Annotated in this window: 16 protein-coding genes and 2 tRNA genes; 12 read left to right on the top strand and 6 right to left on the bottom strand. The window is 71.9% G+C overall.

Going from position 1 to position 20422, the window contains the following annotated elements:
- Positions 1 to 91 precede the first annotated feature (91 nt).
- From OG878_RS25345 to OG878_RS25315, 7 genes are all read left to right on the top strand, one after another.
- Positions 92 to 1024, top strand: coding sequence for a phosphatase PAP2 family protein (locus OG878_RS25345; protein WP_328891379.1), 933 nt, complete (start codon positions 92 to 94; stop codon positions 1022 to 1024).
- Positions 924 to 2171, top strand: coding sequence for a hypothetical protein (locus OG878_RS25340; protein WP_443049167.1), 1248 nt, complete (start codon positions 924 to 926; stop codon positions 2169 to 2171). Before OG878_RS25345 ends, OG878_RS25340 begins: the two co-directional genes overlap by 101 nt.
- Complete coding sequence (locus tag OG878_RS25335) at positions 2162 to 3778, top strand: hypothetical protein (protein WP_328888895.1); 1617 nt, start codon at positions 2162 to 2164, stop codon at positions 3776 to 3778. The genes OG878_RS25340 and OG878_RS25335 overlap by 10 nt, the downstream gene beginning before the upstream one ends.
- Complete coding sequence (locus OG878_RS25330) at positions 3775 to 5109, top strand: AAA domain-containing protein (RefSeq protein ID WP_328888894.1); 1335 nt, start codon at positions 3775 to 3777, stop codon at positions 5107 to 5109. The genes OG878_RS25335 and OG878_RS25330 overlap by 4 nt, the downstream gene beginning before the upstream one ends.
- 196 nt (positions 5110 to 5305) lie before the next feature.
- Positions 5306 to 5647 (top strand): hypothetical protein, encoded by a 342-nt coding sequence (locus tag OG878_RS25325; protein WP_277326354.1) that lies wholly within the window; start codon positions 5306 to 5308, stop codon positions 5645 to 5647.
- 149 nt (positions 5648 to 5796) lie between these two features.
- The gene (locus OG878_RS25320) at positions 5797 to 6561 is read left to right on the top strand and encodes a bifunctional DNA primase/polymerase (protein ID WP_328888893.1); all 765 of its coding nucleotides are present in this window, start codon (positions 5797 to 5799) and stop codon (positions 6559 to 6561) included.
- Positions 6552 to 6625 (top strand) — tRNA-Lys (locus OG878_RS25315). Before OG878_RS25320 ends, OG878_RS25315 begins: the two co-directional genes overlap by 10 nt.
- 64 nt (positions 6626 to 6689) lie before the next feature.
- Here OG878_RS25315 and OG878_RS25310 read toward each other — a convergent pair.
- Positions 6690 to 7904: a M6 family metalloprotease domain-containing protein gene (locus OG878_RS25310; RefSeq protein WP_328888892.1), complete on the bottom strand. Its 1215-nt coding sequence runs from the start codon at positions 7902 to 7904 to the stop codon at positions 6690 to 6692.
- Positions 7905 to 8339: 435 nt separating this feature from the next.
- Here OG878_RS25310 and OG878_RS25305 point away from each other — a divergent pair, with 435 nt between their 5' ends.
- Entirely contained in the window at positions 8340 to 10205 is a 1866-nt protein-coding gene (locus OG878_RS25305; RefSeq protein ID WP_328888891.1) for a putative bifunctional diguanylate cyclase/phosphodiesterase, read from the top strand.
- Between the two features lie 126 nt (positions 10206 to 10331).
- Here OG878_RS25305 and OG878_RS25300 read toward each other — a convergent pair whose 3' ends face one another.
- Together OG878_RS25300 and OG878_RS25295 are read right to left on the bottom strand one after the other, a co-directional pair.
- Positions 10332 to 11405, bottom strand: coding sequence for an LLM class flavin-dependent oxidoreductase (locus OG878_RS25300; protein WP_328888890.1), 1074 nt, complete (start codon positions 11403 to 11405; stop codon positions 10332 to 10334).
- Positions 11406 to 11519: 114 nt separating this feature from the next.
- Complete coding sequence (locus OG878_RS25295) at positions 11520 to 12263, bottom strand: maleate cis-trans isomerase family protein (protein ID WP_328888889.1); 744 nt, start codon at positions 12261 to 12263, stop codon at positions 11520 to 11522.
- A gap of 163 nt (positions 12264 to 12426) precedes the next feature.
- On the opposite strand from OG878_RS25295, the gene OG878_RS25290 reads away from it, so the two are divergent.
- The 4 genes from OG878_RS25290 to OG878_RS25275 all read left to right on the top strand — a co-directional run bounded on the left by OG878_RS25290 (position 12427) and on the right by OG878_RS25275 (position 16309).
- Positions 12427 to 13416 (top strand): D-2-hydroxyacid dehydrogenase, encoded by a 990-nt coding sequence (locus tag OG878_RS25290; protein WP_328888888.1) that lies wholly within the window; start codon positions 12427 to 12429, stop codon positions 13414 to 13416.
- Between the two features lie 314 nt (positions 13417 to 13730).
- Positions 13731 to 14489 carry an IclR family transcriptional regulator gene (locus OG878_RS25285; RefSeq protein ID WP_328888887.1) on the top strand — a complete coding sequence of 253 codons (759 nt, stop codon included), beginning with the start codon at positions 13731 to 13733 and terminating at the stop codon, positions 14487 to 14489.
- A gap of 63 nt (positions 14490 to 14552) precedes the next feature.
- A tRNA-Lys gene (locus tag OG878_RS25280) sits at positions 14553 to 14626 on the top strand.
- Between the two features lie 171 nt (positions 14627 to 14797).
- Complete coding sequence (locus OG878_RS25275) at positions 14798 to 16309, top strand: MFS transporter (protein ID WP_328888886.1); 1512 nt, start codon at positions 14798 to 14800, stop codon at positions 16307 to 16309.
- A 129-nt stretch (positions 16310 to 16438) separates the two neighbouring features.
- Here OG878_RS25275 and OG878_RS25270 read toward each other — a convergent pair whose 3' ends face one another.
- From OG878_RS25270 to OG878_RS25260, 3 genes are all read right to left on the bottom strand, one after another.
- Complete coding sequence (locus OG878_RS25270) at positions 16439 to 17029, bottom strand: lytic polysaccharide monooxygenase auxiliary activity family 9 protein (RefSeq protein ID WP_328888885.1); 591 nt, start codon at positions 17027 to 17029, stop codon at positions 16439 to 16441.
- Positions 17030 to 17188: 159 nt separating this feature from the next.
- Positions 17189 to 18919 carry an SPFH domain-containing protein gene (locus OG878_RS25265; RefSeq protein ID WP_443049166.1) on the bottom strand — a complete coding sequence of 577 codons (1731 nt, stop codon included), beginning with the start codon at positions 18917 to 18919 and terminating at the stop codon, positions 17189 to 17191.
- Entirely contained in the window at positions 18828 to 20294 is a 1467-nt protein-coding gene (locus OG878_RS25260; RefSeq protein WP_328888883.1) for a peptidoglycan-binding protein, read from the bottom strand. Before OG878_RS25260 ends, OG878_RS25265 begins: the two co-directional genes overlap by 92 nt.
- Positions 20295 to 20422 lie beyond the last annotated feature (128 nt).

Here is a 20422-nt window from a genome sequence, read left to right as displayed (position 1 = left end):
CAGAGGACCCCCGGGGAATTCGTGGCCGATCCGCGCCGTACGGTTGAACGGCCGTCCTCGGCAGCATGAACACATGATGGAGAGCTTCCGGATGCCGCTTGCCAGCACCGCGCCCGCGCCGAGCCACCGGCCTCGCTGGTGGGCCGAGCTGCCGCTGATCGCGGTGGTGTACGCGATCTACTCGGCCGGCCGGCTGCTGGTCCGCAGCGATGTGGCCACCGCTGTCGACCACGGGTTGCGCATACTGCACCTCGAGAAGGCGCTCTTCCTCAACGCGGAGCATCCGCTCAACCGGCTGATGACCGCCCATCCGTCCATCGGCATACCCGCCGACTTCGCGTACGCCTCACTGCATTACCTGGTCACCCCGGCCGTCCTGATCTGGATCTACCGGCGCCGCGCGGCCGTGTACCGCACCGCCCGCACGTGGCTGATGACCTCCACACTGCTCGGCCTGATCGGCTTCGCACTGCTGCCGACGTGCCCGCCGCGGCTGCTGCACGCCACACACGGTTTCGTGGACACGATGGCCCAGTACAGCTCGTACGGCTGGTGGGGCAACGAGGCGAGCGCGCCGCGCGGGATGGGCTGGATGACCAACCAGTACGCCGCGATGCCGAGCCTGCACGTCGGCTGGGCACTGTGGTGCGGGATCCTCCTCTGGCGCCACGGGCGGCATCCGCTCATACGCGCCGCGGGTGTCGCCTACCCGATAGTCACCACGTTCGTCGTGATGGGCACGGCCAACCACTACTTCCTCGACGCGCTCGCGGGCGCTGCCGTGATGGGTGCCGGAGCGCTGCTGACCAGGCCGGTGATGCGGCTCGCAGACCAGGCCGTCGCCGGCGTACGGGCCCGGCTCGCACCGGCCCCCGCCGTCGCGAAGTCCCCGATTGTCAGTGCCGGATGCAAGACTTCCGCGGGTGAGCGAATTCCCGGCCAGCGGACCTCCTCCGCAGACTCCACCGATGCCGCAGCATCGGGCGACGCAGCCGGCGACGGCACTCCGGCAGCGGCTCGCTGAGCTGCGCGGTCCGGCCGTCGCCCCGCATCCGCTCGACGCCCGCGCGCTGGCCGCGCTCGCCGCCAACCCCGGCTGCAGGCGGCGCGCCCTGCTGGACGGCGCCGGGGTGGACAAGGCGGTGCTGGCCACGGCGCTCGGCTCGCCGGCCGCGTTCGGTCAGTCGCAGTTCGCGTTCATGCGGGGCAACGCCTTCGAGGCGAAGGTGAAGGCCGACGGCGGTACCGAACTGATGCGGCTGCTGCACGAGCGGCTCGGCGGCGGTGGCGAGACGCCCCGCAAGGTCCGGGTGCCGGATCTGACGGCGGCCGGCCCCGAGGGGCGCGCGGCGCGTACGGCGCTGGCCCTGCGGGAGGCGACCGGGGCGGGTGGCTGGGCGCTGCTCGACCATCCGATGCTGGCCCTGGAGGTGGCGGGCTCGCCCGCCTATCTGGAGCCGGACGCGGTGGTGGTGCACCCCGACGGCCGGTGGACGGTCGTGGAGATCAAGTCGTTCCCCATGATCGACAGTTCGGCGGACGCGGCGAAGGTCGGCGCGGCCGCCCGGCAGGCGGCCGTGTACGTCCTGGCGCTGGAGCGGATCGCGGCGGTCACGGACGGCGCGGATGTCGGCCACCGGGTGCTGCTGGTCTGCCCGAAGGACTTCTCCAACCTGCCGACGGCGTCGGTCGTGGACGTGCGCAAGCAGCGGGCGGTCACCCGCCGGCAGCTGACCCGGCTGACCCGGATCGAGGACATCGCGGCGGCCCTGCCCGAGGGCACCACCTTCGACCCGCAGTGTTCGCCGCAGGAGCTGACAGCCGCGGTCGAATCGGTGACGGCGGCGTACGCACCCGAGTGCCTGGCCGCCTGCGAACTGGCCTTCCACTGCCGGGCCACGGCGCGCGCGGCCGGTGCGGTGGAGGCGCTGGGGCGGAGCGTGCGGGGCGAGCTCGGCGGTCTGACCACGGTCACCGCGGTGCTGGCCGCGGCCGCGGGCAAGGAGGGCGACCCGGCGGACCCGACGGCCGCGGCCCTGCGCCGCGCGGCGGCCCTGCGCGCTGAGGCGCTGGAGCAGACGGCCGGCTCAGCGGCACGGGCGACCGGCCCCCTGCCTCACCAGCGGGCGACCGGCCCGGTGGCTCCGGAGGGCGGCGCCGTATGTCGCTGATCAGCACCCTGGCCCGGCTCGAGGCCGTGGAGAGCGGGCGGGCGCAGCCGCTGGCCACCGTTCGGCACCGCCATCTCACCGACCGGCCGCTCGTCCTCGTCCCGCTGACCACCGCCGGTGAGGCGGGCGCCCCGCTCGGCGCCCTCGTGGGCACCGACCGGGACGCGCCACGCCTGCTCACCGTGGCCCAGCCGCGCGACCGTGATCTGCGGTTCGCCTTCCTCGCCGACCTGGCCGAGGCGGTCCTGCCGCACATCGAGTCGTACGCGGACGTGGTCGAGCCGGCCGAGCGCAACGAGACCGACCCCGAGACCGGGAAGAAGGTCAAGGTCGAGGTCGAACTGTGCGCGGACGCACCGCAGTTGATCGTGCCGAGCCGGGCCGGTATCGACTTCGTGCGACTCCTCGGCCGCTCCATGCGGTTCCGGCGCACCGCCGAGGACGATCCGGACACCCCGTACCCGGCCCCGGCCCGTGTCCCGCTGCTCGGCCGCTGGCTGACCCACTACGGGGAGCGGGCCCGGGTGCCGGGTTCCTCGCTGCTCCTGGCCATGACCGATCTGCTGAACCGGCACTGGGCGACGGGTCAGTCCTCGCTGGAGGACCAGCATCTGGGCGCGCTCCTCGCCTGGATCGATCCGCCGACGGGCGAGTCCGGGGCGCGGGCCGCGCTCCGGGCCGAGCTGGAGCGGGACGGCGACGGCCGGCTGGTGTGCCCGCCGGCCGGTCCGGCGACGGACCCGGCGTTCGACAACCGGCTGCTCGCCCCGGCGATCGAGAAGTACGACCGGGCGCGTACGGCACTCGCGGCCGCCGAGGACGGGGTCGCGGCCGATGCCCGGCTCGCCGCACTGACGGCGGCCGAACGGGAGATCGGATCGCTTCTCGCCGGGGTGATGCGGCCGACCTGGGACGCGGTGTGGCGGGGGCTGGACCTGCTGGCGCAGTTGCCGCCCGGGGCCAGGTCCGAGGACCGCTGGACCCGGGACCGCTGGTCGTTCACCGGCCACCGGGACCGGGTCCGGTCCGGGGAGCCGCCGCAGCCACGCCGGGACGACGCGGTGACGGCAGCGCAGAAGCTCGCGTCGCGGGAGACGGCGCAGGCGCAGCTGGAGGCGCAGGAGGCGCTGGACGATCCGCTGGTGCTGGCCGGGCGGCGGCTGGCCGGCGAGGCGTTCGTCGGGGAGGTGACCGAGGTGGTGATGGCGTACAGCGAGTCGAAGCGGCCCTCACCGCGCCCGCTGGTCACGGTACGGACGGCCGAACGCCCGCATCTCGGTGAGCGGACGAAGGTGTACCGCTCGCTGGACGGCAGGCCGCAGACCGCGGAGTTCGTGGCGTACGCGGCCGAGGATGCCGCATCGGCCGAGGAGAGCCTGCTCGTGCTGCGGATCACCGACCGGATGGGCCGGAGCAAGGAGCCGGCTCCCGGTTCGCTGCCGGAGCCGGGTGACCGGATCGCGTGGACGCTGTTCGAGCACGACCAGCGCGGCGGCCCGAAGCTGCCGGACCCGGAGGACACTCCCTGGACGCACGGCGGCCCGCCGGGCGCCGCCGCCGGGCACGCCGAGAAGCCCGACCCCGTGACCGCGGAGGACCTTCTGTGACCGCCGTATTCGACCCGGGCGCGGCGGCGGGACGAGCCACCGCCGCGATCCTCGACGACACTCTGCACGGCACGGCCCGTGGCATCGTGGTGGACTCCCCGCCGGGCGCGGGCAAGTCGACACTCGTGGTGCGCGCCGCGCTCGAACTGGCGGCTGCCGGGCGTCCGTTGATGGTGGTCGCGCAGACCAACGCCCAGGTCGACGACCTGGTGGTCCGGCTGGCCGAGAAGGAACCGGGGCTTCCGGTCGGCCGGTTGCACAGCAACGACGCGGACCCCTACGACAAGGCCCTCGACGACCTGGCCAACGTACGGAAGTCGGCGAAGGCGGCGGACCTCGCCGGACTCGACGTCGTCATCTCCACGGCCGCCAAGTGGGCGCATGTGAAGAACGTCGAGCCGTGGGGGCACGCGATCGTCGACGAGGCGTACCAGATGCGCTCCGACGCACTGCTGGCCGTCGCCGGACTCTTCGAACGGGCGCTGTTCGTCGGCGATCCGGGCCAGTTGGACCCGTTCTCGATCGTCGGTGCGGACCAGTGGGCGGGGCTGTCGTACGACCCGTCGGCGAGCGCGGTCTCCACGCTGCTGGCGCACAACCCGCACCTGCCGCAGCACCGGCTGCCGGTGTCGTGGCGGCTGCCCGCGTCGGCCGCCCCCCTGGTCTCGGACGCCTTCTACCCGTACACCCCGTTCCGCAGCGGCACCGGCCACGGCGACCGGCGGCTGTCGTTCGGCGTCGCGTCGGACGGCTCCGCCCCGGACCGGGTGCTGGACCGGGCCGCGGAGTCCGGCTGGGGCCTGCTCGAGCTCCCCGCCCGGCACACCCCGCGCACGGATCCGGAGGCGGTACGGGCGGTGGCCCAGGTGGTCCGCAGGCTGCTGGACCGCGGCGGCGCGGCCACGAGCGAGCGCTCCCCCGCCCCTGCTCCGGTGACGGCGGACCGGGTCGCGGTCGGCACGGCCCACCGGGACCAGGCCGCGGCGGTACGGGCGGCGCTCGCGGAACTCGGCGTGACGGGCGTCGCCGTGGACACGGCGAACCGGCTCCAGGGCCGCGAGTTCGATGTGACGGTGGTCCTGCACCCACTGTCCGGCCGCCCGGACGCCACGGCGTTCCATCTGGAGACGGGCCGGCTGTGCGTACTGGCCTCCCGCCACCGCCACGCCTGCATCGTGGTCTGCCGCGAGGGTGTCGCCGACCTGCTGGACGAGCACCCGTCGACGGAACCGGTCCAGCTGGGCGTCACGGTGAAATTCCCCGACGGCTGGGAAGCGAACCATGCCGTGCTGTCGCATCTCGCGGAACACCGGGTGCGATGGGCACCGTGATGCCGCCGGTTCCCTGACGTCCGTAACGTCCACGGGGCGCGGGCGATAGGCCACCGGAGGGGGCGTGCGTCGCGCCGGGGGGTGTCCCGGTGCGCGCCCCCCGCGCACGGGCCCCACACACCACCCCGGAAGCGCTCTTGCGGCGCGTTGGACAATGGAGGGTGGCCGTCGGGCCCACCGAAGGAGGAACAACCACATGGCACAACCCGAGCGGAACGAGCGGCAGCGGCTGCGCCCCGCGCCCCTGCTCTTCGAGCCGACGGCGGCGGTCGCCGACCCCGAGCACTTCTTCGACCTGGAGTCGATGGACGACCCGAGGGAGATGCTGGCCCGTGCCACCGAGCTGACGCTGGCATTTCGTGCCGCGACGGACCGTGCGGTCGAGTTCCAGGCGATCGCCGCTGCGCAGCTGGCCGATCCGCGCCGGTTCGACCGGCTGACGACGGCGGACATCGCGGAGCGCGCGGAGTGGACCGAGGACTACGCGAAGAAGATGGTCGAGTTCGGCCGGAGCCTGCTGGGTGGCGCGAGGCCGTGACGCCGGAGCGTCCGGTCCCCGCCCGGAGCTGACTCCGGGGACAGCCGCTGGCATATGCCCGCGCGCAAGATACTCCCCTCCGCCCCGCCCTGTCCCGCTTTCCGGCAACTCCTGGAATCCGGTCCGTCACTCCCGGTAGACCGGTGCACATGACCGCATGGCTGCCAGACCACACGACCCTGCACCCCGGCACCGGGTCCCGCACGGGACCGGACACCGGCTCCCGCCACGGTGTCGACGTCTTCGCCGCCGCGCGGGACCGGACCGGGAACCGTGACGAGAACCAGGCCGGGGACCGCGTCGCACAGGTCACCGCGGCAGGCGCCGCCTGGCTCGCCGGCGCCACGGCCTACCCCCGCTCCACGCTCGCCCAGTGGACGGCCCACCCCGGCTCCCCCGGCGTACTGCCGTGCGGCACGGCGTTCGACGTGGTCAATGTGCCCGTGCTCTTCGGCCGGCGGATGCTGGAGCACCTGTGGGCCGACGGACCCGGTTCCGGGCCGGTCGCCACGCACCGCGGACGGATGCTGCTGTTCGCCGCCCCCGGGACCGCCCAGCGGCTGCCGTCCCTGCTCGACTGGGAGGAGTGGGGCAGCCGCCCCGGACCACGGGCGGGCCAGACCCCCCTGCCGTCCCGGGGGCCGGACGGCTCCGCGGACAGGGTCCCGCCGCTGCTCTGTCACGGCACCGGCGACGCGGTGACCGTCCCGCCCCTGACCTGTGGTTCCGCTGCGGCCGGGCCCCGCTGGGTGGTCGCCCCCGACACCCGTGACCCGTGGCTGCCGGGCCCCGACGTACTGCTCTGGGCCTGTGTGCGGGTGGCCCGCTCGGCGCCCACGCCGTCGGCCCGGATTTCGATTTTTCCTCCCGCCGATCAGGATGCTAATGTCTACGACGTCAGCAGGCGCCGCTAGCTCAGTTGGTTAGAGCAGCTGACTCTTAATCAGCGGGTCCGGGGTTCGAGTCCCTGGCGGCGCACCGACGGAAGAAGCCCCTCGCGCAAGCGGGGGGCTTCTTCGTTTCCGGTATCGGCCGGGCCGGCTCAGGTACCCGTGGTGATCCTGACCGTCCACGCGCCCGACGGCGTCCGGTCCGCTACTTCGATCCTCGTGTGCTCACCGGGGATGGAGTACGTCTCACCGACCCGCAGCGGCGCATCCGCGAGCGGCGGGTAGACCGACAGGTCCCAGCAGGCATCGGTGCCGGGGTGCGTGTCGATGACCTGGACGGGTCCGCCGCCGGACGACGTCTCGCTGCGCACCCGGTAGATCAGCACGCCTTCGCTGCAGGTCGCCCGGTCGTTGCCGGTGGCACTGCGGGCCTCCAGCGCCACCGCGCTGTCCTCCCCGGTCCTGATCACCGCGAGCCGCGTGCCGATCGACTCACCGGGCACCGGCACGGCGGCCATCGACTCCAGGGTGATGTTCGCGTTCTCCTGGATGCACGCCACCTGCCGGCGGTCCAGCCAGCCCAGTTTCCACTTGAGCCAGCCGAACAGATCCGGCGCGAGACCGAACTGGCTGCCCATCACGTCCCAGTCGCCGACGTAGGTGTCCCAGTCGCCCTTGCCGTCCGCCGGCCGGTGGTAGAGGTCCGGCAGATCGAGGACGTGCCCGGTCTCGTGGGCCAGCACGTTGCGGTCCGGAGGGTGCTGTTCGAAGACGGTGACGACGCGCCGGATGTCCGTGCCGTCGGCGTGCAGCGGCCTGTCGAAGTTGACGACCTTGGTGGCGTCGGAGTCGACGCCGGGGGCGTCCGGGTCGGCGACGAGATAGACGATGTCGTACTTCGAGAAGTCGACCTGGTCGTCGGCCACGGAGATCGCGTCGCGCAGGTACTCGCTGCGCCGCCCGTCGTCCCAGTCACGCTTCATGCCGTACGAGGTGGAACTCCGGGGCATCTGGATCCAGTCCGGCTGCGGATGCGGGCGCAGGATGAACTTCCCGTACGAGGAACGCCTGAAGAACCGGCTGGTGGCCGGGAAGTAGTCGGCGGCGAGCTCGGCGGGGGTGGTGACCGGGTGCGCGTCAGGGAAGGACAGGAAGATCATGACTGCGTCGAGAGGATGGTCGGGACGCGGGTAGGCGTCGTTCCAGTTGCCCACACCCAGTGAGTGGTGCGCCCCGGTCCTGGGCAGGGCGCACGGGCCGGCCGCACCCGTCGCGGCCACGGCCGGGCCCGCGACGAGGGAGATGGCGGCGAGCGACAGGAGCGCGATCACTCCGGCCAGGACGGCGCGCGGACTCGGCCTCTCCAACCCGGCGAGTCTGCGCTGGCGCGGCACATCAACCTCCGGGTGCGGGAATGCTGGTTACCACCCACTTTGTGCCGGTTTTGCGCTATACGCCCTGTTGTGCTGCCCCACTCGTGTAAGCAAGCCGCAACCCGGGGGCTCGTTCACGGACAGTCACAATCGATCACCACGGCAACGCAAGAGCGACCCTAGATCGACTGGAGAGAACAGAGCTGCACAGAAATAATCAGTCGCGGGCAAACCGGATCGGCACGCGAATGGTCCATGCGGGGCGATCCAGGGGCCAGGAACGGGCACGGAGCTGGAACGGGCCGGACGACAACCTCTATGCTTCACCACGCTTTCCTGCGTGGTTTCCGGTCCGACGACGGCACTCCGCGCGGCGGGCCCAGTCCGACCACATCTGTTCAGGACAGAACTGCACGGCGGGAGCGAGCGGTGAGCGGAACCTCCGAAGGGCCGAGGCCCGCGGCAGGCACAGCGCCCGTTACCGTGCGACCGACGGTCACGGAGCGTCATGCGGAGCGTGCCTCAGCAAGTGCGGCCGACTACCGGGCCGCCTTCCTGACCGCCGGCCTCCCGATGGCCGTCGTCGACCACGAAGGCCTCGTCCTCACCGCCAACGACGCCCTCGGCGCGCTGCTCGGCACCGACCCCGCCGCCCTGGCCGCCCAGTCCGCGTCGGATCTGCTGGACGTCTCGTCGGACGGCCTCACCTGGCACGCGTACCGCGAGGTGCTGCGCGGGCGGCGTTCCCGGTTCCGCTGCACGCGCAGGCTCAAACACCCGGACGGGCGCTCGCTGTGGGCCGAGATCACCGTCGTCCCGATGCCGGAGGCCGCGGGAGCGGGCTCGGCCCGGGCGCCGGGGCCGGGTTGCTCCCCCGTGCTGCTCTCCGTCGCCGACGTCAGCGACCGGCGCGAGCTGCAGAACAGGCTGCACCATCTCCAGATGCACGATCCGGTGACCCGGCTGCCCAACCGGATGCTGTTCTTCGAACGGCTCTCGGCTGCCCTGCAGACCCCGCCGAACCAGGACGAAGACCCGGCGCGGCAGAGCCGGATCGGGCTCTGCTACCTCGACCTGGACGGTTTCAAGGCCGTCAACGACACGATGGGCCACCGGATCGGCGACCGGCTGCTCGCCGCCGTCGCCTCCCGGCTCACCGACTGCGCCGAGCAGGAGAGCCTGCACCGCACCGGTGGTTCGCTCGTGGCGCGCCTCGGCGGAGACGAGTTCGCGATCCTCGTCGAGGAGTCCGCCGGTGCGCAGCAACTGACCGATCTCGCCCGCGCGGTGCTCACCGCCCTGCAGAAGCCGTTCGACCTGGCCGGGCAGCGGCTCGCCGTATCGGCGTCGATCGGGGTGGTGGAGCGCGCCGTGGCCGGCACCTCGGCGACCGGGCTGATGCAGGCCGCCGACACCACGCTCTACTGGGCGAAGGCGGACGGCAAGGCCCGCTGGACACTCTTCGACCCCGAGCGCAACGCACACCGGATGACGCGGCAGGCGCTCTCGTCCACGCTCCGCCCCGCTGTCGAGCGCGGCGAGTTCACCATCGAGTACCAGCCGCTGGTCGGCATGGCCGACGGGGTCGTCCGCGGAGTGGAGGCCCTGGTTCGCTGGAACCACCCGCAGTTCGGCATGCTCTCGCCGAACCGGTTCGTCGCGATCGCCGAGGAGGACGGCTCCATCGTCCAGCTCGGCCGGTGGGTGCTGCAGTCGGCCTGCCGCCAGGCCCGGCGCTGGCAGCTGGACCATCCGACCGAGTCGCCGCTGTTCATCAGCGTCAATGTGGCCGTACGGCAGGTCTGGGACTCCGACCTCGTGACCGATGTCGCGGAGATCCTCGCCGAGACCGGTCTGGCTCCGGGGCTGCTTCAGCTGGAACTGACCGAGTCCGCGGTGATGGGTTCGGCCGGCCGCCCGCTGGAGGCGCTCCGGGAGCTCAGCGACATGGGCGTCCGGATCGCCATCGACGACTTCGGGACGGGCTACTCGAACTTGGCGTACCTGAGCCGATTGCCGGTGTCCGTACTCAAACTGGACGGATCGTTCGTCAAGGGGTTCCGCTACGAGGACGGCGCGCACCCCAGCCCCGCCGACGAGACGATCGTCGAGGCGATGGTCCAACTGGCGCACCGGCTGGGGCTGACCGTCACCGCCGAGTGTGTCGAAACAGCGGGCCAGGCGGAACGCCTGCGCCGGATCGGCTGCGACACGGGGCAGGGCTGGCTGTACTCACGGGCAGTGGCCCCGGAGCGCATCGCAGAGCTGATCGGCACCAGCCCCCTGGCCGGCTGAGCGGCGCCCTGCGGCCGATCCCCGGCCCCGCCCGGCGCACCTGAGCCCGCCCGGCGATCGTGGGCACCTTCCGGCCCGTCCGGCGCTCGAGGGCGAACCCGTCACGCGGACGGGCCCGCACCGCCCTCAGCCACCCAGCCCATACGCATCGGCGATCAACTCGTAACTGCGCACCCGCGCCTCGCCCCCATGCGCATTGGCCGTGATCATCAGCTCGTCCGCCCCCGTCCGCTTGGCCAGATCGTTCAGCCCGGACCGGACCTCGTCCGCCGTGCCGTGGATGACGTTGCCGAGCCAGCTGTCGACGAACTCGCGCTCCATCGGGCTGAAGGAGTACGCCTCCGCCTCCTCCGGCGTCGGAATGAGACCGGGCCGGCCGGTACGCAGACGGACCATCGACAGGGCGCCGGTCAGCACCTGACGGCGGGCCTCGCGCTCCTCGTCCGCGGCCAGCGCCGACACGCCGATCAGCGCGTACGGGGCGTCGAGCACCGCGGACGGCTTGAACGACTCCCGGTACAGGTCGAGCGCCGGGATCGTGTTCTGTGCGGAGAAGTGGTGGGCGAAGGCGAACGGCAGGCCGAGGACGCCCGCCAGCCGGGCGCTGAAGCCGGAGGAGCCGAGCAGCCAGATCGGCGGTCGGCCCGCGGGACCCTGGACCGGACCCGGGACGGCGTGGATGCGGGAATAGGGGTGGCCGTCGGGGAAGTCGTCGTCGAGGAACCGGGTCAGTTCGGCAAGCTGCTGCGGGAAGTCATCGGCGCCCTCGTTCAGCCGGTCGGTGCGGCGCAGCGCGGCGGCGGTCGCGCCGTCCGTGCCGGGTGCACGGCCGAGGCCCAGGTCGATGCGGCCGGGGGCCATGGCCTCCAGCGTGCCGAACTGTTCGGCGATGACGAGCGGGGCGTGGTTGGGCAGCATCACGCCGCCGGAGCCCAGCCGGATCCGCTCGGTGTGCGCGGTGAGGTGGGCCAGGATCACGGCCGGGGACGACGAGGCGACGCCGGGCATGGAGTGGTGTTCGGCGACCCAGAGACGGTGGAAGCCGCGGCGTTCGGCAAGTTGCGCGATGTCCACACTGGTGCGGAGCGCCTGGGTCGCGGTGCGCCCCTGGCCCACGCTCACCAGGTCGAGCACCGAGAGCGGCACGGGGGCCGTTCCCTCGGCCTTGCCGCGAATGTCGTCGCCTCGGTTCTTGTCCACGTGAAAGGCCTCTCCGGTGATGCGCTTACGTCCGGAGGGACGTAACAGGAGGTCGTCTCCGTTTATTCCCGACGGCCGTACCGGACGCCTGTTCCGGGCGGCTGTTCCGGCCGGTCACTGCTCCACCGGAGCCGGTGGTGCCTCCCGGGTGGCGAAGAGTGCGCCCAGCTGCGGCGCCCAGGTGCGGCGGCGAGCCAGCCGCAGGGCCTCGAACACCGTCACCTGATTGGCGGTGAGGACCGGTTTGCCGAGAAGTCGCTCCAGGTCACGAATGTGCGCGGCGGTGTGCAGGGCGGTGTCCGGCAGCAGTACCGCATCCGCGTCCGGGCGGTCCGCGGCGGCCGCGAGTTCCTTCAGCCGGTCCGGGCCCCACTCGGCGGCCTCGGCGGCGGAGGTGACATCGCCGCTGTGCGTGGCGACCACGTCGATGCCCGCGGTGGCCAGGAAGGCGCTGAAGAGCCCGGCGATCTCCTCCGGGTAGGTCGCGGCGACGCAGACCCGGGCGGCGCCCAGCGCCCGTACCGCCTGGACGAATCCGAGCGACGTGCTGGACGCGGGCAGCCCTGCCGCCCGGGCCAGGGTGGTGGTCTGTCCATGGGCGCCCTCCCAGCCGTACACGAAGCTCCCGCCGGTACTGGCCCAGACCACCGACTCGACGCCGGCCCGCCGCAGCTCCTCCAGCCCGGCGGCGAGGCGCTCGGGTTCTCCCAGCTGTCGCAGGGTGTCGGCGCGACGGTCGTCCTCGCCGGGGTCGGTGCGGTTCACGACCAGCCTGATGGTGGTGTCGAGGATGACCTCCATCCGTGGGAAGTCGTCCTCCGCGAAGTGACCCGGGTAGAGGAATCCGACGGTCGTCATGTTCGCCCTCCTGCAGTGCTGGACCGCTGTACTGCTCCCTGCTGTCCCTCGCTGCCCAGTATTCCCCCGGCAGCAGCGGCCGGCCTTCGCGTTGACGGAGCCGGGCCGGGGTGCGAGCGTGGTCAATCCGCACATCTCAGACGCAGCGGAGCGACCGCCTCTCATGCCAGACCCCACCCTGCTCGTCCTGGACACCGACCCGTCGCCCCGCCTCGGCGCCCTGACCGGACGGGCCCGGATCCGGTACACGGACGAGGCCGGTCTCGCCGGCCAACTGCCGTACGCCGATGCCCTGCTGGTGTGGGACTTCACCTCTGACGCAGTACGCGCCGCCTGGCCCGGCGACGGACCACGGCCCCGCTGGGTGCATACGGCGAGCGCCGGTGTGGACCGGCTGCTCTGCCCGGAACTGGCCGAGTCCGACACCGTCCTGACCAACGCGCGGGGCGTCTTCGAGCGGCCGATCGCCGAGTATGTGCTGGGTCTGGTGCTGGCGTTCGCGAAGGACGTCCCCGGCACCCTGGAGCTGCAGCAGCGGCGGCGGTGGCACCACCGCGAGTCGCAGCAGGTCGCCGGCACCCGCGCGGTGGTCGTCGGGGCAGGGCCGATCGGGCGGGAGATCACCCGGCTGCTGATCGCACTGGGGGTCGAGGTGGCGCTCGTGGGGCGCACCGCGCGGCGCACCATCCATGGGGCCGAGGACCTGGACCGGCTGGCCGCCCTGGCCGACTGGGTGATCTGCGCGGCGCCGCTGACGCAGCGGACCCGCGGGATGTTCGACGCGCGGTTCTTCGGGCTGATGCAGCCGTCGGCCCGCTTCATCAACGTGGGGCGCGGGCCGTTGGTCGTCGAGGAGGATCTGGCCGAGGCACTGCGCAGGCGGTGGTTCGCGGGTGCGGCGCTCGATGTGTTCACGGGCGAACCGCTGGATCCGGGCAGCACGCTGTGGGACGTGCCGGGGCTGATCGTGTCCCCGCACATGAGCGGCGACACGGCCGGCTGGCGCGACCGGCTGGGCGAGCAGTTCGTGGAGATGTACGAACGGTGGGCGGCCGGGGAGCCGTTGCCCAACGTGGTCGACAAGCGGCTCGGACACGTGCCGTCCCCGGACGTCCTCAATGGCGCGAACACCCCTTGCCCACGCCCGCGTTGAGACCGGGGAAGGGTCCGCGGAAGCCGATGCCCGGCACCGGCCGGGCGGCTGCGGCCGGTCCGCCGGAAAAAAATCTTCCCGGATCCCGCGCCCGAACGTACGCGCGAGATCCTCGTTGCGGTGCCGTGACCTCGCCCTCCGTCGCTTGCTCATGACTTTGGCATATGCCATACGGGTGCGCCCCAGCTGACAGCGCCGGATCGTCTCATCAAGTCGTCAACAGGCCCCCCTCAAACGACTTTTGGCAGTTATCGTGGTGCGACAGCTTGTGGTGACAACCTGGTCTTGCGGTCGCAATCCGGTAGGGGGAAACCGTGGCGCTGAAGCCCGAACCGACCGCGCCGTTCCACTCGGTGCAGTACGCCCTTCGTGTTCTCGAGACGATCTCCAAGCATGGCAACGGCGTGATGGACGCCCAGATCTCCCGCGAGACGGGACTGCCGGGCGGGCACCTCGCCCCGCTGCTGCTGATGCTGCGCCGCGAGGGTTACGTCGAGCAGATCACCGACGGCGCCTACGTGATCGGCTCCTCGCTCCTCCTGCTCGGCTCCGGCGCCGCCCGCCGGCAGGCGCTGGAGACGAAGCTCCAGCACACCCTGGACCAGCTGCGCGATTCGGTCGGCGCCGCGGTGTACATCAGCCGGTACGTGGACGGAGAGATCCGGGTCACCCAGTACGCCGACGGCCCGCGCACCCCCGCGGTCAACGAATGGGTGGACTTCCGGTCCGCCGCGCACGCCAGCGCGATCGGCAAGTGCCTGCTGACCCAGCTCGACCACGACGGCCGCCGCGACCACCTCTCACGCCACAAGATCGCCCGGCTCACCTCGCGGACCATCACCAGCGAGAAGGTCCTCTTCTCCAAGCTGGACAACCAGCCGGCGACGGTCCCGGTGCTCGACCTCCAGGAGTACGCGGTGGGCACGGTCTGCGCGGCCGTGCCGCTGACGGCGGGCTCCTCGGCCGGCTGCCTGGCACTGTCGCTGCCGGTCGAGGACGCACACCGGCTGCGCTCGGCGGCGGACACCCTGAACCGGCGGGCCGCTCCGGTCCTGCTCTCGCTGGCCCTCTGAGGGCTGTCGCGGGCACGTGTCATCAGCACCCCGCGGGACCAGGTATTATTTTCGAGTCAGCAGGCGCCGCTAGCTCAGTTGGTTAGAGCAGCTGACTCTTAATCAGCGGGTCCGGGGTTCGAGTCCCTGGCGGCGCACAGACAAACGCACTGGGCGGTCCACGTATACACGTGGACCGCCCAGTGCGTTTCCGCATGCCCTCCCGCTGCCCCACCCGACACCGGCGTCCACTGCTGCCCAAGGTTCCATACAAACGTGTTACACAAACGTACTAGACAGCTGTTTTATACGCTCGTATATTTCCTGTCATGACGAACGCGACGAGCACCACCACTGACCGCAGTGGCCTCGCCGGCCGCAAGGAATGGACCGCCTTCGTGGTCCTCCTGCTCCCCCTTCTCCTGGTGTCGATGGACGTCTCCGTCCTCTTCTTCGCCATCCCGTCCATCGACCGGGACCTCGCCCCCAGCGCCACCCAGCAGCTCTGGATCTTCGATGTGTACGGCTTCGCCCTGGCCGGCCTTCTCATCACGATGGGCTCACTCGGCGACCGGATCGGCCGCCGCAAGCTGCTCCTCCTGGGGGCGTCCGCCTTCGGCGCCGCATCCGTCGGCGCCGCGTACGCCACCAGCCCCGAGATGCTCATCGCGGCGCGGGCGCTGCTCGGAATCGGCGGCGCGACGCTGATGCCGTCGACGATGGGGCTCGTGCGGAACATGTTCCGCGACGAACAGCAGCGCAGCCGCGCGGTCGGCATCTGGTCCGGCGCCATGGCGGGCGGGATCGCCCTCGGTTCGGTGCTGAGCGGGGTCATGCTGGAGCACTTCTGGTGGGGCTCGGTCTTCCTGATCAATGTGCCGGCGATGGTGCTGCTGCTGGCCCTGGTGCCGGTGCTGGTCCCGGAGTTCAAGGACCCGGACCCCGGACGGTTCGACCTGCTGAGCGTGCCGCTGTCGATGGGCTCCGTGCTGCCGGTCGTCTACGGCGTCAAGGAGAGTGCCGCGCACGGTCTCGACATGCGCAACGCCCTGCTGATCGCCGCCGGGCTGGGCATCGGCTGGGCCTTCGTCCGCCGGCAGCGCAGCCGTGGCGACGCGATGATCAGCCGGGAGCTGTTCCGCGGACCGGGCTTCGCCGCCGGGATCGGCCTGAACTCCCTCGCCGCCTTCGCGATGATGGGCTCCGCCTTCTTCACCACGCAGTACCTGCAGTCGGTGCTCGGCATGTCGACGATGGAGGCCGCGCTGTGGAGCCTCGCCCCGTCGCTGGCAGTGGGGGCCGCGGCGCCGACGGCCACGGCGATCGCCCAGCGGACCGACCGCACGCATGTGATCTCCGCCGGCTTCGTCATCGCCGCCGCCGGGTTCGCCGTGCTGGCCCTGTCGGGCACGGACTCGCTCTGGCTGCTGCTCATCGGCTCGGCCGTGATGAGCTCGGGCATCGTCACCGTGATGGCGCTCGTCTCGGACCTGGCGCTGGCCACCGCCCCGCCGGAGAAGGCGGGTTCGGCCGCGTCACTGCTGGAGACCGGCCAGGAGTTCGGCGGCGCGATGGGCATGGCGCTGCTGGGGGCGGTCGCCACCGCGGTGTACGGAGCGGACCTGCCGGACTCCGCACCGGAGGCCGCCCGCAAGACGCTGCCGGGGGCGCTGGCCACCGGCGACGCGTCGCTGATCTCGGCGGGCCGGGAGGCGTTCGTGCACAGCATGCAGTACGCGTCGGTGGCGGGGTCGCTGATTCTGCTGGCAGGGGCGGTACTGGCGGTCATGCTTCTGCGACGCGGTGGCCAGGTCCGGAACGAACCGGTTCCGACGCACTGAGGGCTCTCCCGTGCGCCCGCCAGGGATGACGGGACAGCCCTCGGGCAGGCTTGCCGGCCTCGCCCTCCTGCCCGCGATCGCCGGACAGGCCCGGGCATCGGGCCTGTCCGGCGATCCACTTGTCAGGCGTCAGAACTGGACGTCGGAGCACGCGTAGAACGCGTTCCCGGTGTCCGCGATGTTCCAGACGCTCAGGATGATGTGCCGCCCCGTCTTCTGAGTGGGGATGGTGCCCTGCTGGGTCAGGGTGCCCGGGGGCTGCTGACCGCCGTACGGCACGGTCATGAAGGGCTGAGACTCAAGGGCCGCCCTGGTGAGCGGCTTGGTGGGGTCCCAGCCGTTCTTGGTGATGTAGTAACGGAAGTCGGTCGTGGCATGCCGGGCGGTGAACTGCCAGCGGAAGCTGAAGCCCTGGCCCGCGGTGACCTTGGTGGCGGGCCAGGTTCCGCCGCGCGGGTCGTCGAGCGCGGCGAAGTTGTCGTGGGCGCCGGAACAGATCTTGCCGTCGGCCGGACCCGCCGCGGGGAAGCCCTTGGGAGCCTCGACGCTCTGGGGCTCCCACTGGATGGCTCCGCAGTCGGTGACGGTGCCGTTGGCGCAGAGCTTCTGGCGGCTGATGGGGTTGTCGGTGTAGCCGTGACTGCCGGCACTGCTCGTCGCGAACATCGAGACGCCGGCTATCGCCAGGCCCACTAAGCCCGCGCTTGCCCGTTTACGCATTGCTGTGGCTCCTCAGGGACGTGGGGGAAGTTCCATGAGCTGTGCTGCGTGCGCAATGGTGCGGTCTAGACCAAGTCTCAGATTATTGACACGCCATGAACATGTCCAGACCAATGGGAAGGGGAGTCCGGCCCCCACGAAGGCGGCGCGGCGGTGCGGTCAGGAGCCATCGCCGCCGCTGCGTCCGGTGTAGAAGGCCACCGTCAAGTCCTTGACCAGTGCCTTCCGTTCGTAGTCGTCGAGCTCGACGAGGCCACGCGCGGTCAGCCGGTTGACCGTGTCGTCCACCGCGTCGACCACGGATGTCAGCACGCTGTCGCGGTGTTTGGCGTCAATGGCGGCGATCCGGCGGCGCTGCATGGCGGCGGCGACCTCCGGCGCGTACTCGATACCGGTCGGCTGCGCGGAGTACACCTCGATGCCCACCGGCTCGCAGTCCGCCTTCAGCATCCGGGTCAGCGCGTCGCCGACCGCTTCCGCGTTGCGCAGGGTGTGCGCGTCCTCGTGGAAGGCGTCGGCGGGCAGCTGCGAGAGGACGCGCGCCATCGCCGACTCGACCTGCTCGCGCAGATACTCCTCGTGGTTGGCGACCCCGAGCGTCGCCCGCACGGTGTCCCTGATCCGCCACACGACGAGGACGACGACGCGCAACGCCGTACCGTTCGCGTCCACCGCGGGCAGCGGTTCGCTCCGCCAGTGCCGCAGCCGTACGTCGACGCGGCGGCGCAGAAGCAGCGGGCTGAGCCAGACGAGCCCGGTCCGGCGCACGCTCCCCCGGTAGTCGCCGAAGAGCGTCAGCACCCAGGCGCACCCGACCCGGCCACGGCCCAGCCCACCGAGAGCGAAGAGCACCAGGGCCGCCAGCAGCACGAGCACCGCCCACGTCCCGAGGCCGATCCCGTCGTACGGCCGCGCAGCGATCCCGGCCCGCGCGAGCACCCCGCGGGGCAGCGCGCCGGCCCACCACAGCACGGCCCCGGCGGCGGCGCTCCCGGCCAGCCCGGCGAGCAACGCAAGCCACCCGGGCAGCACGGGCGCCGGCCGCTCGGCCAGACAGGGATCCCCGGCAGGTGCGGGCCGGGTGGGCGCCTGCACCTGCCCGCCGCGTGCCACGGGCGGCCGCCGCACCCCCGGCACCTGCTCCTCGCCCCCGGGCCGCTGCGCCAGACCGGCGGGCAGTTCGGCGGCGTCGGCACCCTCGGGGTCGTCACGGAAGAGGAGGTGCACGGGGATGGCGGTCGTGCGCTCGTTGGCAATGACGCCCTTCCGCCGTCCGGGCCCGGCCTCGACGGAGGCCGTGGTGGGGGGTGCGGAGTCGGGGCCCGGCCGTTCGGCCGGGAGCGGGCCCGAAGGCCGCGCGGCACCGGCCTCGACCGCCGGAGCGGAGGACGAAGCCGGCACCGATGCGGCAGAGCCCGAACCCTCGACCTCCGTAGCGGAAGACAACGCCTCGGCCTCCGGGACGGAGGACGAAGCCGGGACCGACGGGACGGACACCGAGGCCGAGGCCGCGCCGAGCGCGGAGTCCTCCGTCTCACCCGGGACCAGGTCGAGCACCAGGTCGACGACGGATTCCGAGCCGGCGGCACCCGGCTCGGTGCCGGTCCGGGAGTCCCCTCCCGCACCGCCGCCCGGCTCCTGCCCCGGGCCCGGCACCAGGCCCGCCCCCGCACCGGGGCCCACGCCGCACCCCGAACCCTCACCGTCGTTCACCGGCTCTCCTTCCGTCCCGCTCTCCGGGCCTCCGGAGCTGCCCGACACCGTGGATCGCATTCCCGCCTCCGTCATGTCTGTTCCGTCACGCGAAGAGTCGCCGCCAGGTCTCCGGGCCGGGGTAGCCGTCGGCCTCGGCACCCCGCCAGCCCTGGGCCCGCTGGAAGGCCTCGACATTGCGCCGGTCCGCCTCGGTCCACCGGGGGCCGGGGCCCGACACGTAGTACTTGCCGTATCCCTTCTTCACCAACTGTCTGCCGAGCTCGAGGACATGACTGTTGGACTGACCCGGCCGGAAATAGCTCCGCCCCGGGAAGACCGGAGCAGTGTCGGCGCCTCCCGACTCGCCTCCTCCCGGCTCACCGCCCCCGCTTCCGTTTCCGCTCGCGGTTCCGTCTGCAGGGATGTCGTGTCCCTTTCCGTTCACCAGCAGACTCCAGGTGTCAGGGCCGGGGATGCCGTCCGCCTCCTTGCCGGACCAGCCCTGAGCCTTCTGGAACGCCTGGGTCGCGCGCCGGTCCGCGTCGCCCCAGTCCGGCCCTGGGCCGACCTTGTAGAACCGCTTGCCGCCCCGGTCCACGAGCATCCGGCCGAGCTGGGTGACGTACGCATTGCTGGCACCGGGACCGAACTTCGCGGCGCCCGGGAACGCCGCCGGCGTCGCCTCGGGGCCCTTGCCGCCGGTCGTGGCGGACAGGCCCTTGTAGCTGTACGGAACGTAACTGCCCGAATTGGTCCAGTACGCCATGGGCGTCGTCTGCTTGCGTGCGTGCGCCGGCGTCTGCTCGTACGCCGTGTAATGGGTGTGGGTGTAGTCCGTCCAGCCGCCGAAGATCGTGACGTGCGAGCCGTTCGTGGGGTTGGCCGCGTTATGAAAGAGCAGGATGTCGCCGGGCTGCAGTTCCTCCCGGGCGATCTTGTTCCCGAACTGGGCGAGACTGCCGGTCCACTCGTTGCCCTTCAGACTCCAGGCCATCGACACATATCCGGAGCAGTCCTGCCGGTAGCCGTCGGACCAGTACTTCGTCATGCTGTACGGCACCTGCTCGCTGACCCACTTCTTGGCCCGGTTGATGATGTCCGTCCGCGTGGTCTTGGGCGTCTCCGGCGTCCCGCTCGTGGACGACGGCGGACCCGCGGATCCGCTCCCCTCCAGCGGGCCGGGGGCACCCTGTGGGCTGCCGGGGTCCGAGTCGCTGGAGCCCGGGTCTCCGGCGTCCGGACCGGCGGCGGCGTCCGGATCGCCGGGATCCGCATCGCCGGGATCCGCATCGGCCGGCGGCGTCTCGTCCGCCCGGGCCGCCCAGGCGGACCCGGCGGAGCCGGCGGTGTGCCCGGTCGCCGCGCTCGCCGCTTCGCCGGCGCCGGCGCCCGTGCCGAGGACCACTCCGGCCGCCGTCACCATCACCAGCGCGCGGCGTGCGCCATGGGCGGCGGGATGTCCTCCGTGCCGCGTCGACAGGGCCTGGGCAGCGGCGCGCCGCTGTGCGGCGCACCCTGCACAACCGCAGTCGACGGCAGGTACGTACTCCTCGAAGACCGGCGCAGTCATGCGAATCCCCTCCGTACTCGTCGAGATCTTTGGGCGCATCTGGACGGGCGTTCCTGTCTCAACTCTCGTGACATAATGCATTTTGACGGACAGAAGTGAAAAAACGACCATCCGACAGGCCGCGACGG

Origin of the sequence: Streptomyces sp. NBC_00316, from assembly GCF_036158715.1 — a bacterium.
Lineage (GTDB): Bacteria > Actinomycetota > Actinomycetes > Streptomycetales > Streptomycetaceae > Streptomyces.
Note: the sequence above shows the minus strand (reverse complement) of the source record. Positions and strands in the feature narration are given on the sequence as shown.